This window comes from Mesorhizobium sp. G2-6-1, from assembly GCF_055809095.1.
The window spans coordinates 1,925,363-1,940,991 of the sequence record NZ_CM147896.1 but is presented as its reverse complement, the minus strand read 5'-3'; the positions used below and the strand labels follow the sequence as shown (position 1 = coordinate 1,940,991).

General features: G+C 56.7%; 15 protein-coding genes, 2 pseudogenes and 1 riboswitch. Of the genes and pseudogenes, 8 read left to right on the top strand and 9 right to left on the bottom strand.

Annotation, left to right across the window (positions count from 1 at the left end):
- Window positions 1-15: 15 nt before the first annotated feature.
- The gene (gene gloB, locus AC0L7S_RS09340; protein WP_473474059.1) at window positions 16-783 is read right to left on the bottom strand and encodes a hydroxyacylglutathione hydrolase; all 768 of its coding nucleotides are present in this window, start codon (window positions 781-783) and stop codon (window positions 16-18) included.
- A 148-nt stretch (window positions 784-931) separates the two neighbouring features.
- Between gloB and AC0L7S_RS09335 the strand changes: the two genes are divergently transcribed.
- A complete protein-coding gene (locus AC0L7S_RS09335) occupies window positions 932-1,699 on the top strand; it encodes a class I SAM-dependent methyltransferase (protein WP_473474058.1) in 768 nt (255 codons plus the stop codon).
- A gap of 337 nt (window positions 1,700-2,036) precedes the next feature.
- On the opposite strand, the gene chrA is transcribed toward AC0L7S_RS09335, so the two are convergent.
- The 3 genes and pseudogenes from chrA to metX form a co-directional block, all read right to left on the bottom strand.
- Window positions 2,037-3,248 (bottom strand): chromate efflux transporter, encoded by a 1,212-nt coding sequence (chrA, locus tag AC0L7S_RS09330; protein ID WP_473474243.1) that lies wholly within the window; start codon window positions 3,246-3,248, stop codon window positions 2,037-2,039.
- A gap of 13 nt (window positions 3,249-3,261) precedes the next feature.
- Window positions 3,262-3,876: a methionine biosynthesis protein MetW gene (gene metW, locus AC0L7S_RS09325; protein ID WP_473474057.1), complete on the bottom strand. Its 615-nt coding sequence runs from the start codon at window positions 3,874-3,876 to the stop codon at window positions 3,262-3,264.
- A gap of 10 nt (window positions 3,877-3,886) precedes the next feature.
- Window positions 3,887-5,044: pseudogene (gene metX / locus AC0L7S_RS09320) on the bottom strand (homoserine O-acetyltransferase MetX); the annotation flags it as partial.
- A gap of 59 nt (window positions 5,045-5,103) precedes the next feature.
- Window positions 5,104-5,181: riboswitch (SAM riboswitch) on the bottom strand.
- A 133-nt stretch (window positions 5,182-5,314) separates the two neighbouring features.
- Here metX and AC0L7S_RS09315 point away from each other — a divergent pair.
- Both AC0L7S_RS09315 and AC0L7S_RS09310 read left to right on the top strand, forming a co-directional pair.
- Entirely contained in the window at window positions 5,315-6,424 is a 1,110-nt protein-coding gene (locus AC0L7S_RS09315; RefSeq protein WP_473474056.1) for a pyridoxal phosphate-dependent aminotransferase, read from the top strand.
- Between the two features lie 5 nt (window positions 6,425-6,429).
- Window positions 6,430-7,365 (top strand): prephenate/arogenate dehydrogenase family protein, encoded by a 936-nt coding sequence (locus AC0L7S_RS09310; RefSeq protein ID WP_473474055.1) that lies wholly within the window; start codon window positions 6,430-6,432, stop codon window positions 7,363-7,365.
- Window positions 7,366-7,390: 25 nt separating this feature from the next.
- Here AC0L7S_RS09310 and AC0L7S_RS09305 read toward each other — a convergent pair whose 3' ends face one another.
- The gene (locus AC0L7S_RS09305; RefSeq protein WP_473474053.1) at window positions 7,391-8,392 is read right to left on the bottom strand and encodes a DUF2125 domain-containing protein; all 1,002 of its coding nucleotides are present in this window, start codon (window positions 8,390-8,392) and stop codon (window positions 7,391-7,393) included.
- Between the two features lie 104 nt (window positions 8,393-8,496).
- Here AC0L7S_RS09305 and AC0L7S_RS09300 point away from each other — a divergent pair, with 104 nt between their 5' ends.
- Window positions 8,497-9,024: a gamma-glutamylcyclotransferase gene (locus AC0L7S_RS09300; protein ID WP_473474242.1), complete on the top strand. Its 528-nt coding sequence runs from the start codon at window positions 8,497-8,499 to the stop codon at window positions 9,022-9,024.
- A gap of 12 nt (window positions 9,025-9,036) precedes the next feature.
- Here AC0L7S_RS09300 and AC0L7S_RS09295 read toward each other — a convergent pair whose 3' ends face one another.
- The 4 genes and pseudogenes from AC0L7S_RS09295 to ftsE form a co-directional block, all read right to left on the bottom strand.
- On the bottom strand, window positions 9,037-9,819 hold the full coding sequence (locus AC0L7S_RS09295) for a lysophospholipid acyltransferase family protein (RefSeq protein ID WP_473474241.1): 783 nt from the start codon (window positions 9,817-9,819) through the stop codon (window positions 9,037-9,039).
- 108 nt (window positions 9,820-9,927) lie between these two features.
- Entirely contained in the window at window positions 9,928-10,608 is a 681-nt protein-coding gene (locus AC0L7S_RS09290; RefSeq protein WP_473474052.1) for a YdcF family protein, read from the bottom strand.
- A 128-nt stretch (window positions 10,609-10,736) separates the two neighbouring features.
- A pseudogene (locus AC0L7S_RS09285) lies at window positions 10,737-11,731 on the bottom strand (cell division protein FtsX).
- Window positions 11,724-12,383 (bottom strand): cell division ATP-binding protein FtsE, encoded by a 660-nt coding sequence (gene ftsE, locus AC0L7S_RS09280; protein WP_473474051.1) that lies wholly within the window; start codon window positions 12,381-12,383, stop codon window positions 11,724-11,726. The pseudogene AC0L7S_RS09285 and the gene ftsE overlap by 8 nt, the downstream one beginning before the upstream one ends.
- A gap of 181 nt (window positions 12,384-12,564) precedes the next feature.
- Between ftsE and AC0L7S_RS09275 the strand changes: the two genes are divergently transcribed.
- The 4 genes from AC0L7S_RS09275 to AC0L7S_RS09260 all read left to right on the top strand — a co-directional run bounded on the left by AC0L7S_RS09275 (window position 12,565) and on the right by AC0L7S_RS09260 (window position 15,578).
- A complete protein-coding gene (locus AC0L7S_RS09275) occupies window positions 12,565-13,215 on the top strand; it encodes a hypothetical protein (RefSeq protein WP_473474050.1) in 651 nt (216 codons plus the stop codon).
- A gap of 30 nt (window positions 13,216-13,245) precedes the next feature.
- Window positions 13,246-13,788, top strand: a complete 543-nt coding sequence (gene hpt, locus AC0L7S_RS09270) for a hypoxanthine phosphoribosyltransferase (protein WP_473474049.1) — start codon at window positions 13,246-13,248, stop codon at window positions 13,786-13,788.
- Window positions 13,789-14,040: 252 nt separating this feature from the next.
- The gene (locus AC0L7S_RS09265; protein ID WP_473474048.1) at window positions 14,041-14,913 is read left to right on the top strand and encodes a DMT family transporter; all 873 of its coding nucleotides are present in this window, start codon (window positions 14,041-14,043) and stop codon (window positions 14,911-14,913) included.
- A gap of 281 nt (window positions 14,914-15,194) precedes the next feature.
- A complete protein-coding gene (locus AC0L7S_RS09260; protein WP_473474047.1) occupies window positions 15,195-15,578 on the top strand; it encodes a response regulator in 384 nt (127 codons plus the stop codon).
- Window positions 15,579-15,629 lie beyond the last annotated feature (51 nt).

Genomic DNA, 15,629 nt, shown 5'->3' with positions numbered 1-15,629 from the left:
GATATGGCGTCCTGATCAGAAATTGTCTTTGCGCTTGCGGATTTCGGCAAACACATCCGCATCCGAAGCGTTTTCCATGCCCAGATTCTTGCGGATCGCAGGGTCGGCCCAACGCAGGAATGGATTGGTCGCCAATTCCTCGCCGATTGTCGTCGGCAGCGTCGCCTTGTCGTCAGCCCGCAGCGCCTCGATCTTTTTCGCACGCTCCTGAAGCTGGCTATTGCCGGGATCAATCGTCAGCGCAAAACGGGCATTCGCAAGCGTGTATTCATGGCCGCAATAGACCACCGTCTCGGGCGGCAGCACCACCAGCTTCTTCAGCGATTCGAACATCACCGGCGGTGCGCATTCCAGCAATCTTCCGCAGCCCAGCGCGAACAATGTGTCGGCGGCAAAAAGGACGTTCGCCTTGGGTAGATGGTAGGTCACATGACCAGCCGTATGACCCGGTGTGAAGATGACATTGATCATCTCGTCACCAAAGGCAATGACTGATCCTTGCTCGACCGTATCGTCAATGCCGGGGATTTTCGCCTTTTCCGCTTCAGGTCCGACAATGCGCAATTTGAAGCGATCTTTCAGCGCCAGATTTGCCTCGACATGGTCGATATGATGATGCGTGGTCAAAATCGTCGTTGGCGTCCAGCCGGTGCGTGCGATTGCCGCAAGGACGGTCGCTTCCTCGGGCGCATCGATCAATGCTGTTTCGCCGCTCGAGCTATCATGCATGAGCACGCCGAAATTGTCTTCGCGGCACATGAACTGGTCGATCTGGATGGCCATGCAAATATCTCCTTGTTACTGTTGCAGACATAGGGTGGCCAGTTGCCGCTGTCACCCCTGAAATCCTGTCGCACCGGGAGTTGTTGAACTCGCGGGGCATCGCGGCTACCGTTCATCGTTCTCGCTTCCTGATCATGACAGGCTTCATATGCATTCCGACATTGTCGACTTGCGATCGTTTTATGCCTCTCCTCTCGGGCGTCTTGCCGAACGCTCCATCACCATGGCGCTGTCGTCAATATGGGCGAGCGTGCCAAATGAGCGACTGGTGGGGCTTGGCTATGCTTTGCCCTGGCTTGAACGATTTGGCACCAGCGCCGAACGCGTCTTCGCCTTCATGCCTGCAACGCAAGGCGCAGTAGTGTGGCCAACAGTGGGTCCAACGGCAACCGCTCTCATATTCGACGAGGAATTGCCATTGGGCGATTCGTCGATTGACCGCATGTTGCTGGTCCATTCTTTGGAACATGCAGAAAACCCGCGCGAAACCCTGAACGAGATTTGGCGTGTCCTGTCACCAGCCGGGCGTGTGGTCATCGTGGTGCCAAACAGGCGCGGCGTCTGGGCACGTTTTGAACACACACCTTTCGGCACCGGGCGCCCGTTCTCGCGCAGCCAGCTTACCGAATTGTTGCGCGAGGCTAATTTCACGCCTGCGGCGTGGTCCGACGCATTGTTCTTCCCGCCATCTCACCGGCGCTTCATGCTGCGCTTCCATACCATAATGGAACGGATGGGACGGCGGTTGTGGCCAATCTTTTCGGGCGTTATCGTCGTTGAAGCGCAAAAGCGGCTGTATCAGGGTGTCCCCGTCGCGCAGCGGGCATCGCGTCGTGTCTTCGTACCGGTCCTATCCCCGCAAGGCTTACCCGGCCTCGGCATGCGCTTCGAAGAACATGCCCCGGCCTCCCTCTAGCACTACAGTTGCGAATTCGGTTCTGCGGCCATCGCGACCTATATTACCCCCTCTGTCCTGCCGGACATCTCCCCCTCAAGGGGAGAGATTGGCCAATCTCCATTGATGGCACTTGTTGCGCAACGCTGGTGATTGTTGAAAGACGAATGTGAAAGCTGATCTCCCCACCTGAGGGGGAGATGTCCGGCAGGACAGAGGGGGTGAAAGAACGCAAACCAATATGCAACTGTAAGCTTAGTGCATGTCCCCAAAAGTGTGCAGCGGTTTTCAGACAATGACATGCACAAAAACAATGGCTTAAAGCGCGCTGCATGAATCCCTTTAGACGCGATGTGCTCTAAACCACAAGACCCACACCCGCGACGGCACATAGCACCACCACGATCCAGGGCGGGCTGCGCCAGATCATCAACAGAGCAAATGCACCAGCGGCGATCAGCACATCTGCCACACCTGTGATGGTTCCCACCCACAAAGGATTGTAGAGTGCAGCGCCAAGCAGGCCAACGACAGCAGCATTGGCCCCGCTCATCGCAGCTCTGATTGCAGGGTAGGTTTGCAAACGCGACCAGAAGGGCAGCACACCGACAATCAACAGCATTCCCGGCAGAAATATCGCAACCAGCGCCAGCGCTGCTCCTGGCACTCCATTGGGCGGCGTTTGAAGCAGCGTACCCAGATAGCTGGCAAACGAAAAAAGCGGCCCCGGCACGGCCTGTGCGGCACCATATCCGGCAAGGAAATCGCTGCTCCCGATCCAGCCGCTCTGCACGACCTCACGTTCCAGCAGAGGCAGGACCACGTGACCGCCGCCGAACACCAGCGCACCTGCCCTGTAGAACGCGTCGGCGACAGCCAGGCCATGCATGGAAAATGCATTCGTGGCGAGCGGCAAGAACAGCAGAAGCATAAAGAACATCAACAGTGCTGTTACCCCCGCGTGCCGCGATATTGCGAAGTCTGTCGTTGCTGTCTCGCCTGATTTTTCCTTGCGAAAAAACAGCAATCCGGCAACGGCGCCCGCCCCTATAGTCATGATTTGCAGGACCGGCATCGTCCACAATGTCAGCACCGCAAACGCTACCACAGCGATCAATATACGTGTCAGATCCTTGCAGAAATTGCGCCCCATGCTCCAGACGGCCTGTGCAACGACGGCGACGGCCGCAATCTTCAATCCATGCACAATGCCGCCGCCCAGATCGCCATCGAACGCACTGGAAAAACTGGCAAACAGTATGAGCGCCAGCGCTGATGGCAGCGTAAAGGCAGTCCACGCCGCCAATGCGCCCAATGGGCCGGCTCGCAGCAGTCCCAGGGCAAATCCCGTCTGGCTGCTGGCTGGCCCCGGCAGGAATTGGCAAAGCGCCACAAGGTCAAGATAGCCCTGCTCCGATATCCAGCCGCGTCGCACCACAAGTTCATCGCGGAAATAGCCAAGATGCGCAATCGGCCCGCCAAACGAGGTCAAGCCAAGCTTCAGAAAGGTGAGGAAGACCTCACCGACGGTTCCGCAAGTTTCATGCCGCTGTTTGGAATTTGCAGGAATTTCCACGACCCGCCTAACGTTTCAGCAGGAATATGGCCTGCTGGCCAAAGAAATTCCAGAACCACCACGGCATGGAGAAGCCAATCTTGTGCCCGTTGATGTCGAGTGCCGTCGCCTTTTCGACCTTCGCGCCCAACTCGTCGCACAAATTGACGAAGTCGCGAATGGTGCAAAAGTGAATGTTGGGCGTATCATACCAGGAATAGGGCAGATCCCTGGTGATCGGCATGCGCCCCTTGAAGAACAGCGAGAAGCGCACCCGCCAATGGCCGAAATTTGGGAATGAAACGATGGCGTGCTCGCCTATGCGCAGCAATTCGTCGAGCACCAGTTTGGGATTACGGGTCGCCTGCAATGTCTGCGACATCACGACGAAATCGAACCCCTCGTCGGGATAGAACTGAAGATCGGTGTCGGCATCCCCTTGAATGACCGAAAGGCCGCGTCCGACACATTCATTGACGCCATGTTGCGACAATTCCAGCCCGCGCCCGTCAATCTGCTTGTCACGCTCCAGAAATTGCAGAAGTTCTCCATCGCCGGAACCGACGTCAAGAACGCGCGAGCGCGGCGGGATGAAATCTGCAACGACTTCGAGGTCGACGCGGGGTGCTCGATTGACACTCATGACGCAACCAGCCCCTTGCGCGTGCCGCTGACGCGATGAAGCCGCCGATTGCGGCAAACAGCTCCGGCTCGTCGAGCAGGAATGCGTCGTGACCGCGATCCGTCTCGATCTCGACGAAGGAAACCGATGCACCGGCAGCGTTAAGCGCATGCACCACCGAGCGGCTTTCTTCGGTTGGAAACAGCCAGTCCGACGTAAATGAGACGAGGCAAAAGCGAGTCGCAGTACCGACAAAGGCACTTGCAAGCTTTCCGCCATGATCGGCGGCAAGGTCAAAATAATCCATCGCACGGGTCATATAGAGGTAGGAATTGGCATCGAAGCGATCGACGAAAGTCATGCCTTGATGGCGCAAATAGCTCTCGATCTGGAAGTCCGCGTCAAAGCCGAATGTCAGTGCCTCGCGGTCCTGCAAATTGCGGCCGAATTTGCGATGCAACGCGGCCTCCGAAAGATAGGTGATGTGCGCTGCCATGCGCGCCACCGCCAACCCTTTCTCCGGGCTCTTGTCCTGCTCGAAATATTTGCCGCCGCACCATTCGGGATCTGCCATGACGGCTTGGCGGCCAACCTCGTGGAAGGCAATGTTTTGCGAGGAATGGCGCGCGCCGGTCGCAATCGGAAGCGCGCAAAAGACACGCTCGGGATAGCTTGCCGCCCATTCCAGAACCTGCATGCCGCCCATTGAGCCGCCAAGAACGCAAAACAGGCGGTCGATACCGAAATGGTCGATCAGCATGGCTTGCGCCCGCACCATATCGCGAATGGTGATAATCGGCAGGTCGAGCCCGTAAGGCTTGCCCGTCGCGGGATTGATGGAAGCCGGTCCGGTCGAGCCAAGACAGCCGCCGACAACATTGGAGCAAATCACGAAAAACCTGTCCGTATCGATGATTTTTCCCGGCCCGATCAACACCTCCCACCAGCCCGGCTTGCCGGTAACCGGATGGGTGTTTGCAACATGTTGGTCTCCCGTCAGCGCATGGCAGACAAGTATGGCATTGGAGCGGGCCGCGTTTAGGACGCCATAGGTCTGGTAGGCGATCTGGAATGGCGACAGCATGACGCCGGCATCCAGCTTCAGGGGTTTGTCGGCATCGAATTGCAATACCAGGCTCGATGGATTGTCGACCTCATTCCTGGTTTTCCGGGCACGCCTGGCGGCCATCCTAGTCTCCTGTCCGCCGGTTGCAGACAACAAAAAACCGGCACTGCATTGGCGGCCGGTTACTGGATGCAACGGCCCTTTAGCGAGTTGTTTAACGTGGCTGCAAGCCGACCGGCCAAATCACCACGATGGTCACCTCTTTCTAGAACCCGGCGCACGCCTCGTCAATTGCCTGTCTTGCACAAGCATTGCTTGGCACTCGACATTGGCGGCTGCGCCTTGTATTTCCGCTGCATCCTCCACATTGGCAGCCTCAATGGATATGATACGATGACCACGGCACAGGATCAGCCACGCCCGCAACCTCGCGCCGGTATCAATAGCATCGAAGCCTATGTTCCGGGCAAAAATGCCGCACCTCAAGGCGTCAAGCTCCACAAACTGTCCTCGAACGAAAATCCGCTCGGGCCTTCGCCAAAGGCGATTGAAGCTGCCAGGCAGGCCGCGGTAGAGCTGGAATTCTATCCCGATGGTTCAGCCCGGCAACTTCGCCAAGCCATCGCCGATACACATGGGCTCAACCTTGCCAATCTCATGTGCTTCAACGGCTCCGACGAAGCACTTGCCCTCATGTCACGCATCTATCTTGGGGCCGGTGACGAGGCGATCTATACCGAACACGGCTTTCTTGCCTACAAGATCTACATTCTTGCCGCTGGCGCAACGCCGATCGTTGCGCCGGAAAAGGACGAATATGTAGACATCGATGCCATTCTTGCAGCGGTTACACCCCGCACGAAGATGGTCTTTCTTGCCAATCCGAACAATCCAACCGGAACCTACATCCCGTTTGACGAGGTTCGCCGCCTGCACGCCGACTTGCCGGGACATGTGGTTCTCATTCTCGATGCGGCATATGCGGAATTCGTCCATGAAACCGACTATGAAGCCGGTGCTGCACTGGTAGCTACCTCACAAAACGTCGTCATGACCCGCACTTTCTCCAAAGCACATGGCCTTGGCGGGGCGAGAATCGGCTGGATCTACGCACCCACCGACATCATCGACGCGCTGAACCGGGTGCGCGATCCCTTCAACGTCACCGCAACCGCAATCGCTGCCGGAACGGCATCGATGCGCGACCCCGGCCACGTAGAACGCTCGGTTGTACACAATGATATATGGCGACCGTGGCTGAGCGATGAACTGAACAAACTGGGTCTCAGGGTAACGCCAAGTGTGGCCAACTTCATTCTCATCCATTTCCCTGCCGAAACAAAACACTCTGCCGCCAATGCAGACGCATATCTGTCGGCACGAGGTTTCATCCTGCGCCGTGTTTCCGGCTATGGCTTTCCCAACGCGTTGCGCATGACGGTCGGCACCGAAGATGCCAACCGTGGTGTCGTGGCCGCACTCACCGAATTTCTGAAAAGCTGACACTCATGCAAAAGCCTTTATTTGAGAAAATCGCCCTTGTCGGCATCGGCCTGATCGGCTCGTCGCTGGCACGCGTCATACGCCGCGACGGCCTTGCCACACATATTTCGATTTCCACACGCAGCGAAGAAACATTGGCGCGCGCCGAGCAGCTCGGCCTTGGCGATAGTTACTCGACCGATGCCAGCGAGTGCGTACGCGACGCCGACCTTGTCATTGTTTCCGTACCGGTCGGGGCATCCGGCGCGGTCGCGCAGGAAATAGCGCCAGCCCTCAAGCAAGGCGCAATCCTCACCGATGTCGGTTCAACCAAGGCGTCCGTTATTGCCCAGATGGAGCCTTTTGTGCCGAACGGCGTTCACTTTATTCCCGGTCACCCATTGGCGGGAACCGAAAAATCAGGCCCGGATTCGGGCTTTGCCGATCTGTTCGACAACCGTTGGTGCATATTTACGCCATTGCCCGATACCGACCCGGCCGCCCTTGAAAAGCTTTCAACATTCTGGCGCCGCTGTGGGGCCGAAATTGACACGATGGACCCCGCTCATCATGACATGACGCTGGCCATCGTTTCGCATCTGCCGCATATCATCGCTTACAATATCGTGGGCACCGCGGACGATCTCGAAGCCGTCACCAAGTCGGAAGTGATCAAATATTCCGCGTCCGGCTTTCGCGACTTCACCCGGCTTGCCGCATCCGACCCTACAATGTGGCGCGACGTCTGCCTGCATAACAAGGACGCCATTCTTGAAATGCTGGCCCGGTTTTCCGAAGACCTCTCTTCCCTGCAAAGGGCAGTACGCTGGGGCGATGGCGACAAGCTGTTCGACCTGTTCACCCGCACCCGTGCTGTCCGGCGCTCGATTATCGAGGCAGGTCAGGATACCGATGCACCTGATTTCGGACGCCAGGCCGTCGATCACCCGGCAAAGACCTGATCCGATTTCACATCTGCATGCCGGCTTATCTGACCGGCGAGATTTGACCGAGCGGAATAAAGCCCAATGTCGCTTTTCCCTTGACTATTTTAAGCGGCATCAGCGGTGCGTCACCCAGCAGCGCAAGAGCCGCAAACCCTTGCTTGATCTGGCGGGCCCGTTCTGGAATTGCCTGAGCCAGTATGGCCGCCACCGCCTGCGGATTGCCAAGCTTGATGGTAAGGTCGGCGTCGATCATCCCATTGGCATCGACAGAGACCGGCCCGGACAAGGCGATTTGCGCGTCTCCCGACGCAAGTTCGGCTCGGGCAATATTGATCGACTGCCCACGCAAACTGTCTGTTCCAACTGACATCAGCGCAACACCATTTTTCAATGTTGCGCCAATCTTTCCATCGAAGGGCGGCAAGACGCGATTGTCGATGGCCTCGCTTGCGATCTCCAGATCATGGAAGCGCCCGCTGTAAGTGATGTCCGCCCCATCGATCCGCAGATCGCCTTCGGCTTTCGCAGCACTGAACAACTGCACGGGTTCGCTCTCATCGCTTGGGTCTGTCTGTCCCGACAGGCCGTCAGCAGCCAGCGCAATGCCACGTTGCAACGGCCAGGCCAGGCTGACGCTACCCTCCAGGCCATCCCAGTCGATCCATAGTGGCGCCATGCCCGGAACAGCCGTCCGCAGTGGCGCTGACAGCGTTACATCCGATATGAGAGGGCGGATGATGGTCGTCGTTGCATTCAGCGAACCGGTAGAGGCGGCAGTGTTTCGTGCATCGTCCTCATAGGCGAGATTGTCGCAGTCAACAGCCAGCCTTAGCGGGTAGCCACTGACCTGAAGATTGGCGCAGCTTGCCTCTATGCCCTGAGCATTAAGCCCGGCAATCGTCGTGCCAACCGTATCCCTGATTGTGCCCGCGACGTAGAACCAGCCGGCGCTATAGGCCCCGAACAATAGCAGAAGGCAAACACCAACCCACAACAGGCCGCGGCGGGGTCGTTTCGACTTTGCTTCATCACTTGACGTCATGCTGGTGCTCTCGTTAACGCATGGGTGTACGGAAAGAATCCGGCGAATGATCATTTGAACGGCACGTGGTTGTTACCGCCTGCCACCGACACTGGCTTGGCGATATGGGCGATTTTTGGGTTTTTGGCTATGGTTCGCTGATATGGCGGCCCGGTTTTGCGCATTTGGAAATGCGCCGGGCCCGCCTTTTCGGCTATCGGCGCTCACTTTGTGTCTATTCTTTCATTCATCGTGGCACACGCCAGCGGCCGGGTCTGGTTCTCGGCCTCGACCGTGGCGGTTCATGTGTTGGCGTCGCCTTTCGCGTGGAAGGAAGCCTGCACGACGAGGTTATCGCATATCTGCGCGCCCGCGAGCAGGTCACCAGCGTATATCTTGAGCGTCATCTGGCGGCGCGTCTGGAGACAGGCGAAACCGTGGAAACGGTCGCCTATGTCGCTGATCGCAGTCACGAGCAATATGCCGGAGCACTCAGCGAGGTTGACGCCGCCTCCTTCGTTCATGGCGCAACTGGCCAATCCGGGCGCAATGAGGATTATGTTTACAGCACCATCGAACATTTGCAGGGGCTTGGCATACGCGACCATTGGCTGGAGGCCGTAGCACATCAGGTTGCGGCCCGCGCAGGTTAGAGCATCGGGCGGCTAAACGCCCAGTTCCCGCAGGCGCTTGAGTGCGCTCGGCGGAAATGGTGGAGGATTGGGCGCCTGAGCCGCCTCGATCAGCAATTGATCGCAAGCCGCCTCCGTTTCATCCACCAGCCGCTTCATGAATTCTTCCTTGGCAAGGCCCGCCGGAATGGGTTTCAGGAAACGCGCTTTGATCGTGCCGCTGAAGCGCAGGAATTTTCGGCGCGGCCAGTAAAGGCCCGCAACATGGGCGACAGGAACAACCGGAACACCAAGCTCGCTATAAAGCTCGACAATGCCCCATTTGTAGTTCGGCTCGTCCCCCGGCGCGCGCCGTGTTCCTTCGGGATAGATGATCAACTGGCGCGGGTTGCGCGCCATTTCTGCCCTTGTCGCGGCAAGCACGGCCTTCAGCGCCCGCGACCGGCTGCCCCGGTTCACCGGAATCATGCGCATCTTCATCACATACCAACCGAAAAACGGGATCCAAGTCAGTTCGCGCTTGAGGATATAAAGCGGGTCTTTGAGGAACGGGAAAAACGCGATGGCATCCCAGAATGACTGATGCTTCGGCGCGAGTATGAATGATCCTTCAGGCAGGTTTTCCTGCCCGGATATCACGCTTCTGGTATCGGCGATCTTGTCGTAAAGCCACAGGCTCGAACGTGACCAGAACTTCGGCACGAACCATGCGCGATGGCGTGGTGACAGGAAATAGAATGGTGCCCAGACGATCATCTGGACGATCAGGCTGACATAGAAGACGAAATTAAACGCCAGCGAACGGATATACAGCATCTTCGAGGATGGCCCGGTGGTTTGGTACCATGTGGTTACACCAAGCATGTGCAAAATGGCAACGGTCGCGCCCGACTTTCAATTACTCGACTTTCAATCACTCGACTTTCAATTACTGGCCACAGACGCGTGGGCTACCGAAACGCTGTCATGGAAGGGCCGAAGCGGCACCACTCCACGCACCAGCGAAAGCAGGTATTTGTTATATTCGGTAAACATGACGCGCAACGCTGCGGGCTTGGTCAACCAACTGCCGTCATCGAGTTTTGAATTGACAACCGGATATGGCTCAAGCCGCGCGCCGTGCAGCAGGCGGTTCATCTCGAGCAGGCTGCGCGGCATATGATAGTTGTTGGTCACCAGAATCACGCTGCCATAAGCGTGGCTCTTGACCCATTTCGCGCTTTCTTCGGCATTTCCGATCGTATCGAGGGCAGCCCTGTCGATATCGACGCAGCAGGAAAACAATTGCTTGTCGCCACCTGTCGCCAATTGCAGTTGGTGGCGGCTGGCCGCCGGATGCACGCCGCTGATCAAAAGCCGCGCTCCCTTGCCGGACTCCAGAAGATCCATTGCGGCGTCGAGACGCGACTGCCCGCCCGTTAATACGATAATGGCATCGGCCTGCTGAGGGTCGCTCGGCGTTGCCAAATGACTGACATGGCTCGAAAACCAGCCGAAACCCCCAAGAAACAGCGTAGCCGCTCCGATCATCAGGAACGCCGAAATGCGAAGTATCGACCAGATACCACGCGGGGCGCTCGCCAAGGCGTGCGCGACCGGCATCATATCCGCCGTTCCGCTGGGATTCTTCGCGTCCATCATGGCATCGTAAACCCGGATTCATGCACTTTGGTGGCCACCAGTCGCACATTGCGTTGCAGGCTGTCTTTGTTCGTGATCAAGCACGCCAACATCTATTGCGACTCAGTTTGACGAATTTCTATGTCGCTTAGATATGCAATGACGGTGGCATGTGACGTGGCCGCCGTCAGCGCTCCAATAATCACCACCATCAAGGCGACACCAAGATAGCCAGCGGAGCCGATGGCAAAGTTCCCGAACAAGGCTGCCGCCTGGTCGCCCTGCGGTGTGGCCATATTGCGAGACGACCACCACGAAAAGACAATAAACACGACGATTGCAGCCACGCCGCCTGCGGCTGCGCCTTTCATTCCGGTCACCAGGAATTGCTTGCGAAACTCCCGCGCAATGAAGCCCGCTTCTGCGCCAACGAAGTGCAGGACTTCGATGATGTGACCATTCCCCGCCATTGCGCCGCGCGTGGCAAATACCACCGTCATCACCGTTGCAGACAGCATCAGCGCCAATATTGCGATGCCGATCGTCACGGTCGTGCGCGCCATTGCCACCAGTCGGTCAACCCAGGTCCGATGATCGTCCAGCGATGCGCTTGGCAGTTTCGGTGTAAGGGCTGCACGAATTGCAGCGAAATCCGGAGGATTTCTCCGTTGATGGTCACCACAATGAGCCGTGGAACAGGTAACTGGTCGATATCGAGGCCAGACCCCAGCCACGGTTCAAGAAGACGTGCGGTTGCCGCGCGATCAACGATTCGCGTGGCCGCGACACCGGGGAACTCGGAGGTGATCTGCGCCGCAGTCGCCAACGCCGTCTCCATATCCAGGCCGTCAACCGGCTTTATCTGAATTGTCGCTTCGCGCGATATCTGGTTTTCCCAAACTGAAGCGGTATCGCGAACCAGTGTCACCGCGCCGAATGTGACGCAGGACAGGAAAGTCATGATGGCGATGACGAGCACCAAAGCACGACCGGCAACATTGTGCGACGGCACGATCGGTGCCGTCTTGCGCAAAGCCCTTTGTTCCGGGACCCGTTGATCGTGCCGCTCGTCATCATCATGCTGATCATTTTCTGTGAGGTCAGTCATATATGTCCAGCCTCCCTTCCGCGAGAATCAGGCGCCGCGCATCGACCTGTTCCATCAAGCCAAGATCATGCGTTGCAATCACGACAGCCGTTCCCAATCGGTTCAATTCGAGGAACAGCCTGAGCAGGCGTCGCGCCAGTTGCGGATCGACATTGCCGGTTGGTTCATCGGCAAGCAGGATTTCCGGCTGTTCAATCAGCGCGCGGGCAATTGCGGTGCGCTGCTTCTCGCCGCCGGACAGGACCGGCGGCAGCAAATGCATGCGTTCACCAAGGCCCACCCATTTCAGCAACTCCACAACATCGGTGCGATAGCTGGCTTCGTCTCGTCCCCTCACCCGCAAGGGCAGCGCCACATTCTCATAGGTGGTCATATGGTCCAGCAGGCGGAAATCCTGAAACACCACGCCGATTCGCCGCCGAAGAAGCGGCAGTTCGGCCTGTGTGATGCGGGCACGGTCCTTGCCGAACATCGTTATCAGCCCGCGCGTCGGCTTCAGCGACATGAACAGGAGCCGCAGCAAGGTGGTTTTCCCCGCACCCGACGGCCCGCTCAGGAATTGAAATGAGCTCGCTGGAATATGCAGGGATATGTCACGGAGAATTTCCGGACCCATGCCATAGCGAAGGCCGACATTTTCAAAGCGGATCACGTCAAACAACCTGGATTGTGTCTGGACGGCACGCCGCCCCTGTCTTTGAGAAGACCTTCGTCTGGCATGGTTAACCAGCGGTTAATTTTTGGCGTTTCCAGGTGTTGCAAAACATCTCCGGTGGTGAAGCGTTAACCATTTCCGCTTACGGACGAGAAACAGACAGCGAACAGAGGCCACAATGGCTGACGAGCTCAAAGCACGACCGGTTTCCGGCGAAATCATGACCGGTCCGGGGCAGGATACGGCCGGGAAACTGCGTGTTGCGCCCGCAACGAACGCGGCCGACATCATCGACGCCGACTTTGAAACGCTGCCGCGTCTGTCTACATGCCCCGATACGGTCCTGTCATCCCCAGCGCGCGCAATCTCGTCGCCTAATGGGATGGACAGTCTACGCAAGCCAAAGCCTGAACCCCAACGCGCCTTCGCAAAGCGCGGCGGTCCGATGTTCTGGATGAGCGGCATAAGCATTGCCTGTGCCGCTTTCTGGGTCGCTGGCGGCCACACGCTGGCGCAGAAAACGCCCTTCTTTTCCGCGACTCAGGCTCCCAGGACCATGCTGAGCATCTCCGCGGTTACCTCGCGGGTCGATCTATCAGGAACAAGGCCCGTGCTTTTCGTCGATGGCGAGGCCGGCAATGACGGCACAAGGGAAGCAACTTTGCCTCCGTTTGACATTCGGGTAACCGGCAATGATGGCAGCGTAACCCATTATACGTTGGGGACAGCAGGCCGTGCACTCGCTCCGGGGGAAAGATTTGGCTTTTCCAGCCGCGTCGAGGCCCCTACAAACGGTGTGAAAACCGTTTCCGTTGCTTTCGCCGGATAGGCGAGACAACCAGTATTGGAAGGGCACACCATGCCAGTCGTGCGCGGCAAGGATATTGAAGTTCTCTTTTCGGCGTCTGCTATCGCACGACGCAATCTTGAACTTGCCAAGGAGATTTCCGGCAAGGACTATACCGACCTTCTGGTGGTCTCGATCCTGAAGGGCTCATTTGTCTTCGCAGCCGACCTCATTCGCGCCATGCATGATGTCGACCTGTCACCGGAAGTCGAGTTCATTTTCATTTCCAGCTATGGTTCGGGCAAGGTGAGCGGCGACGTCAAGGTTCTGCGCGATATCGACAATGAAGTTGCGGGGCGCGATGTCCTGTTGATCGATGATATCCTCGAATCCGGCAAAACACTGCAATTTACCCGTGAACTGATGCTGTCGCGCGGAGCAAAAAGCTGTTCCGTGGCCGTTTTGCTCGACAAGCGGATGCGTCGGCAGACCTCGCTTAACGCCGACTATGTCGGTTTCGACTGCCCCGATTATTTCGTGGTGGGCTATGGCATGGATGTTGCCCACGCCTTTCGCGAATTGCCATTTGTCGGCATCGTCAAGAGTGACGCCTAGAGCAATTCCAGGAAAAATGTGCAGCGGTTTTCTGTCCAAAATTGCGTAAAATAATCGTCGTGGGTCAGTTTGAAATTTTCGTTTAACGAGTGAGGTTGTTGTTCAGTTGATGGCACAATCTGACAAATGTTTCTTATAGCCACTTATGCGGCTGTTATTTGCGACTACCTCATCTTTGCTGACACTATGTTGTCAGGAGTGATGGTATAATAATTGCCCAAAAGTTCTCTGCGGCAGGTGTGGTAGTCGAAAGTGGTTAGCGACAAAAATCGCAAACAATTGATTGGCATCTGTCTGGTGCTTGCTTCGACCGTTGCATTTAGCCTGTCGGGCGTTTTAACCAAAGCAATCGAAAGCGATACTTGGACAATAGCCTGCTGGCGCGGTTTATTGGGTGCAGTTCTGATTGCTGCCTATGTTTTTTGGCCAAACCGCAAAAGCACTGAAAAAGTAAGCTTGCGCCTTGGCTGGCGCGGGTGGCTTCTTGCAAGTGTCGGAAGCCTGGCCAGCCTGGCATTCATAGCTTCTTTCAAGATGACGTATGTCGCCAATGTCGCCATCATCTACGCAACCGTGCCCTTCGCAGCGGCGTTTCTGGAATGGGTATTTCTGCGGCAAGAAGTGCGAAATGCAACGATGATTGCTACTGTTGCGTCGCTTGCAGGCGTCATTGTCATGGTTAGTGCAGGCGTTGGCTCTATCAACCTTCTCGGCGATTTTGTTGCAGTATTGATGATGCTCGGCAACGCACTCTATATGGTACTCATAAGAGTATTCAGCAGAACACCTGTGGTTTTGGCGGGCGCAGCTTCGGCATTCCAGTTATTCATCATTGGATGGTTCTTTACATCGCCACTCGACGTGAGTGCGCATGATGGCGTTCTCCTCACGCTTTTCGGGTTAATTTTCGCAGTTGCGGTAATTTTGTGGACGGAAGGAACCAAACTAATCACAGCCGCGGAATCCGGGCTGCTTGGTTCAGCCGAAGTGCCACTTGCGATTTTCATGGCGTGGATATTTCTGTCGGAAATTCCGCCGTTAGCGAGCTTTGCAGGCAGCGTCATCGTTTTGTGCGCTGTTTTGTGGCATGCCATTCGCGACTATAAACAGGTGACCTCGGAGTGATTGCCGCAAAAATCATCCTTTTTGCTGTGATCTTCCTGGACCCGTAATCTCAATCACTTGGATGTCGTAGAATGGGAGGCAAAGCTCGTTCACACGTCAATTTTGGGTAGAGATTGGCAAATTGAAAATGACCCACTACCAAAATAATTACTTGGAGCGGTTCAGCTATTCTGTCAAAAGCTGAACATCTCTAGCGCCAGGATCTGCAAATCTGCGCGAAATAAGCCGTTGGCAGCGCAGGCTTCAGGAAAATTCAATAAATTCGCGCCAAACATCGACGCATGACAAAGCTTCTCATCGTCGAGGACGACGAATCCGTCCGAATTCTAGCTACCCGCGCCTTGGAGCGGGCCGGTTACGTCGTGGAAATGGCCGCGGACGGGGCTCAGGGTCTGGAGTTCATCCGCGCCGCCGAAGGAGCCTACGATCTGGTTGTCTCGGATATCCGCATGCCGGAAATGGATGGCATCGAGATGGCAAAAGCCGCCGCATCCCTGTTTCCGGAAATGAAAATCATGCTGATGACCGGATATGCCGAGCAGCGTGAGCGAGCCGAAGAACTGAATGGCATCATCGTCGATGTCGTGCAAAAACCATTCACATTGGCCGAAATTCGTGACCGCGTTGGCAAGGCACTCGCCGGTTCGCTCATCGGGACCGGCTGACACGGTTTCAGCTTATAGCTCGTCGGGTCGCGTCAAGCCTGCCGTTTCCAT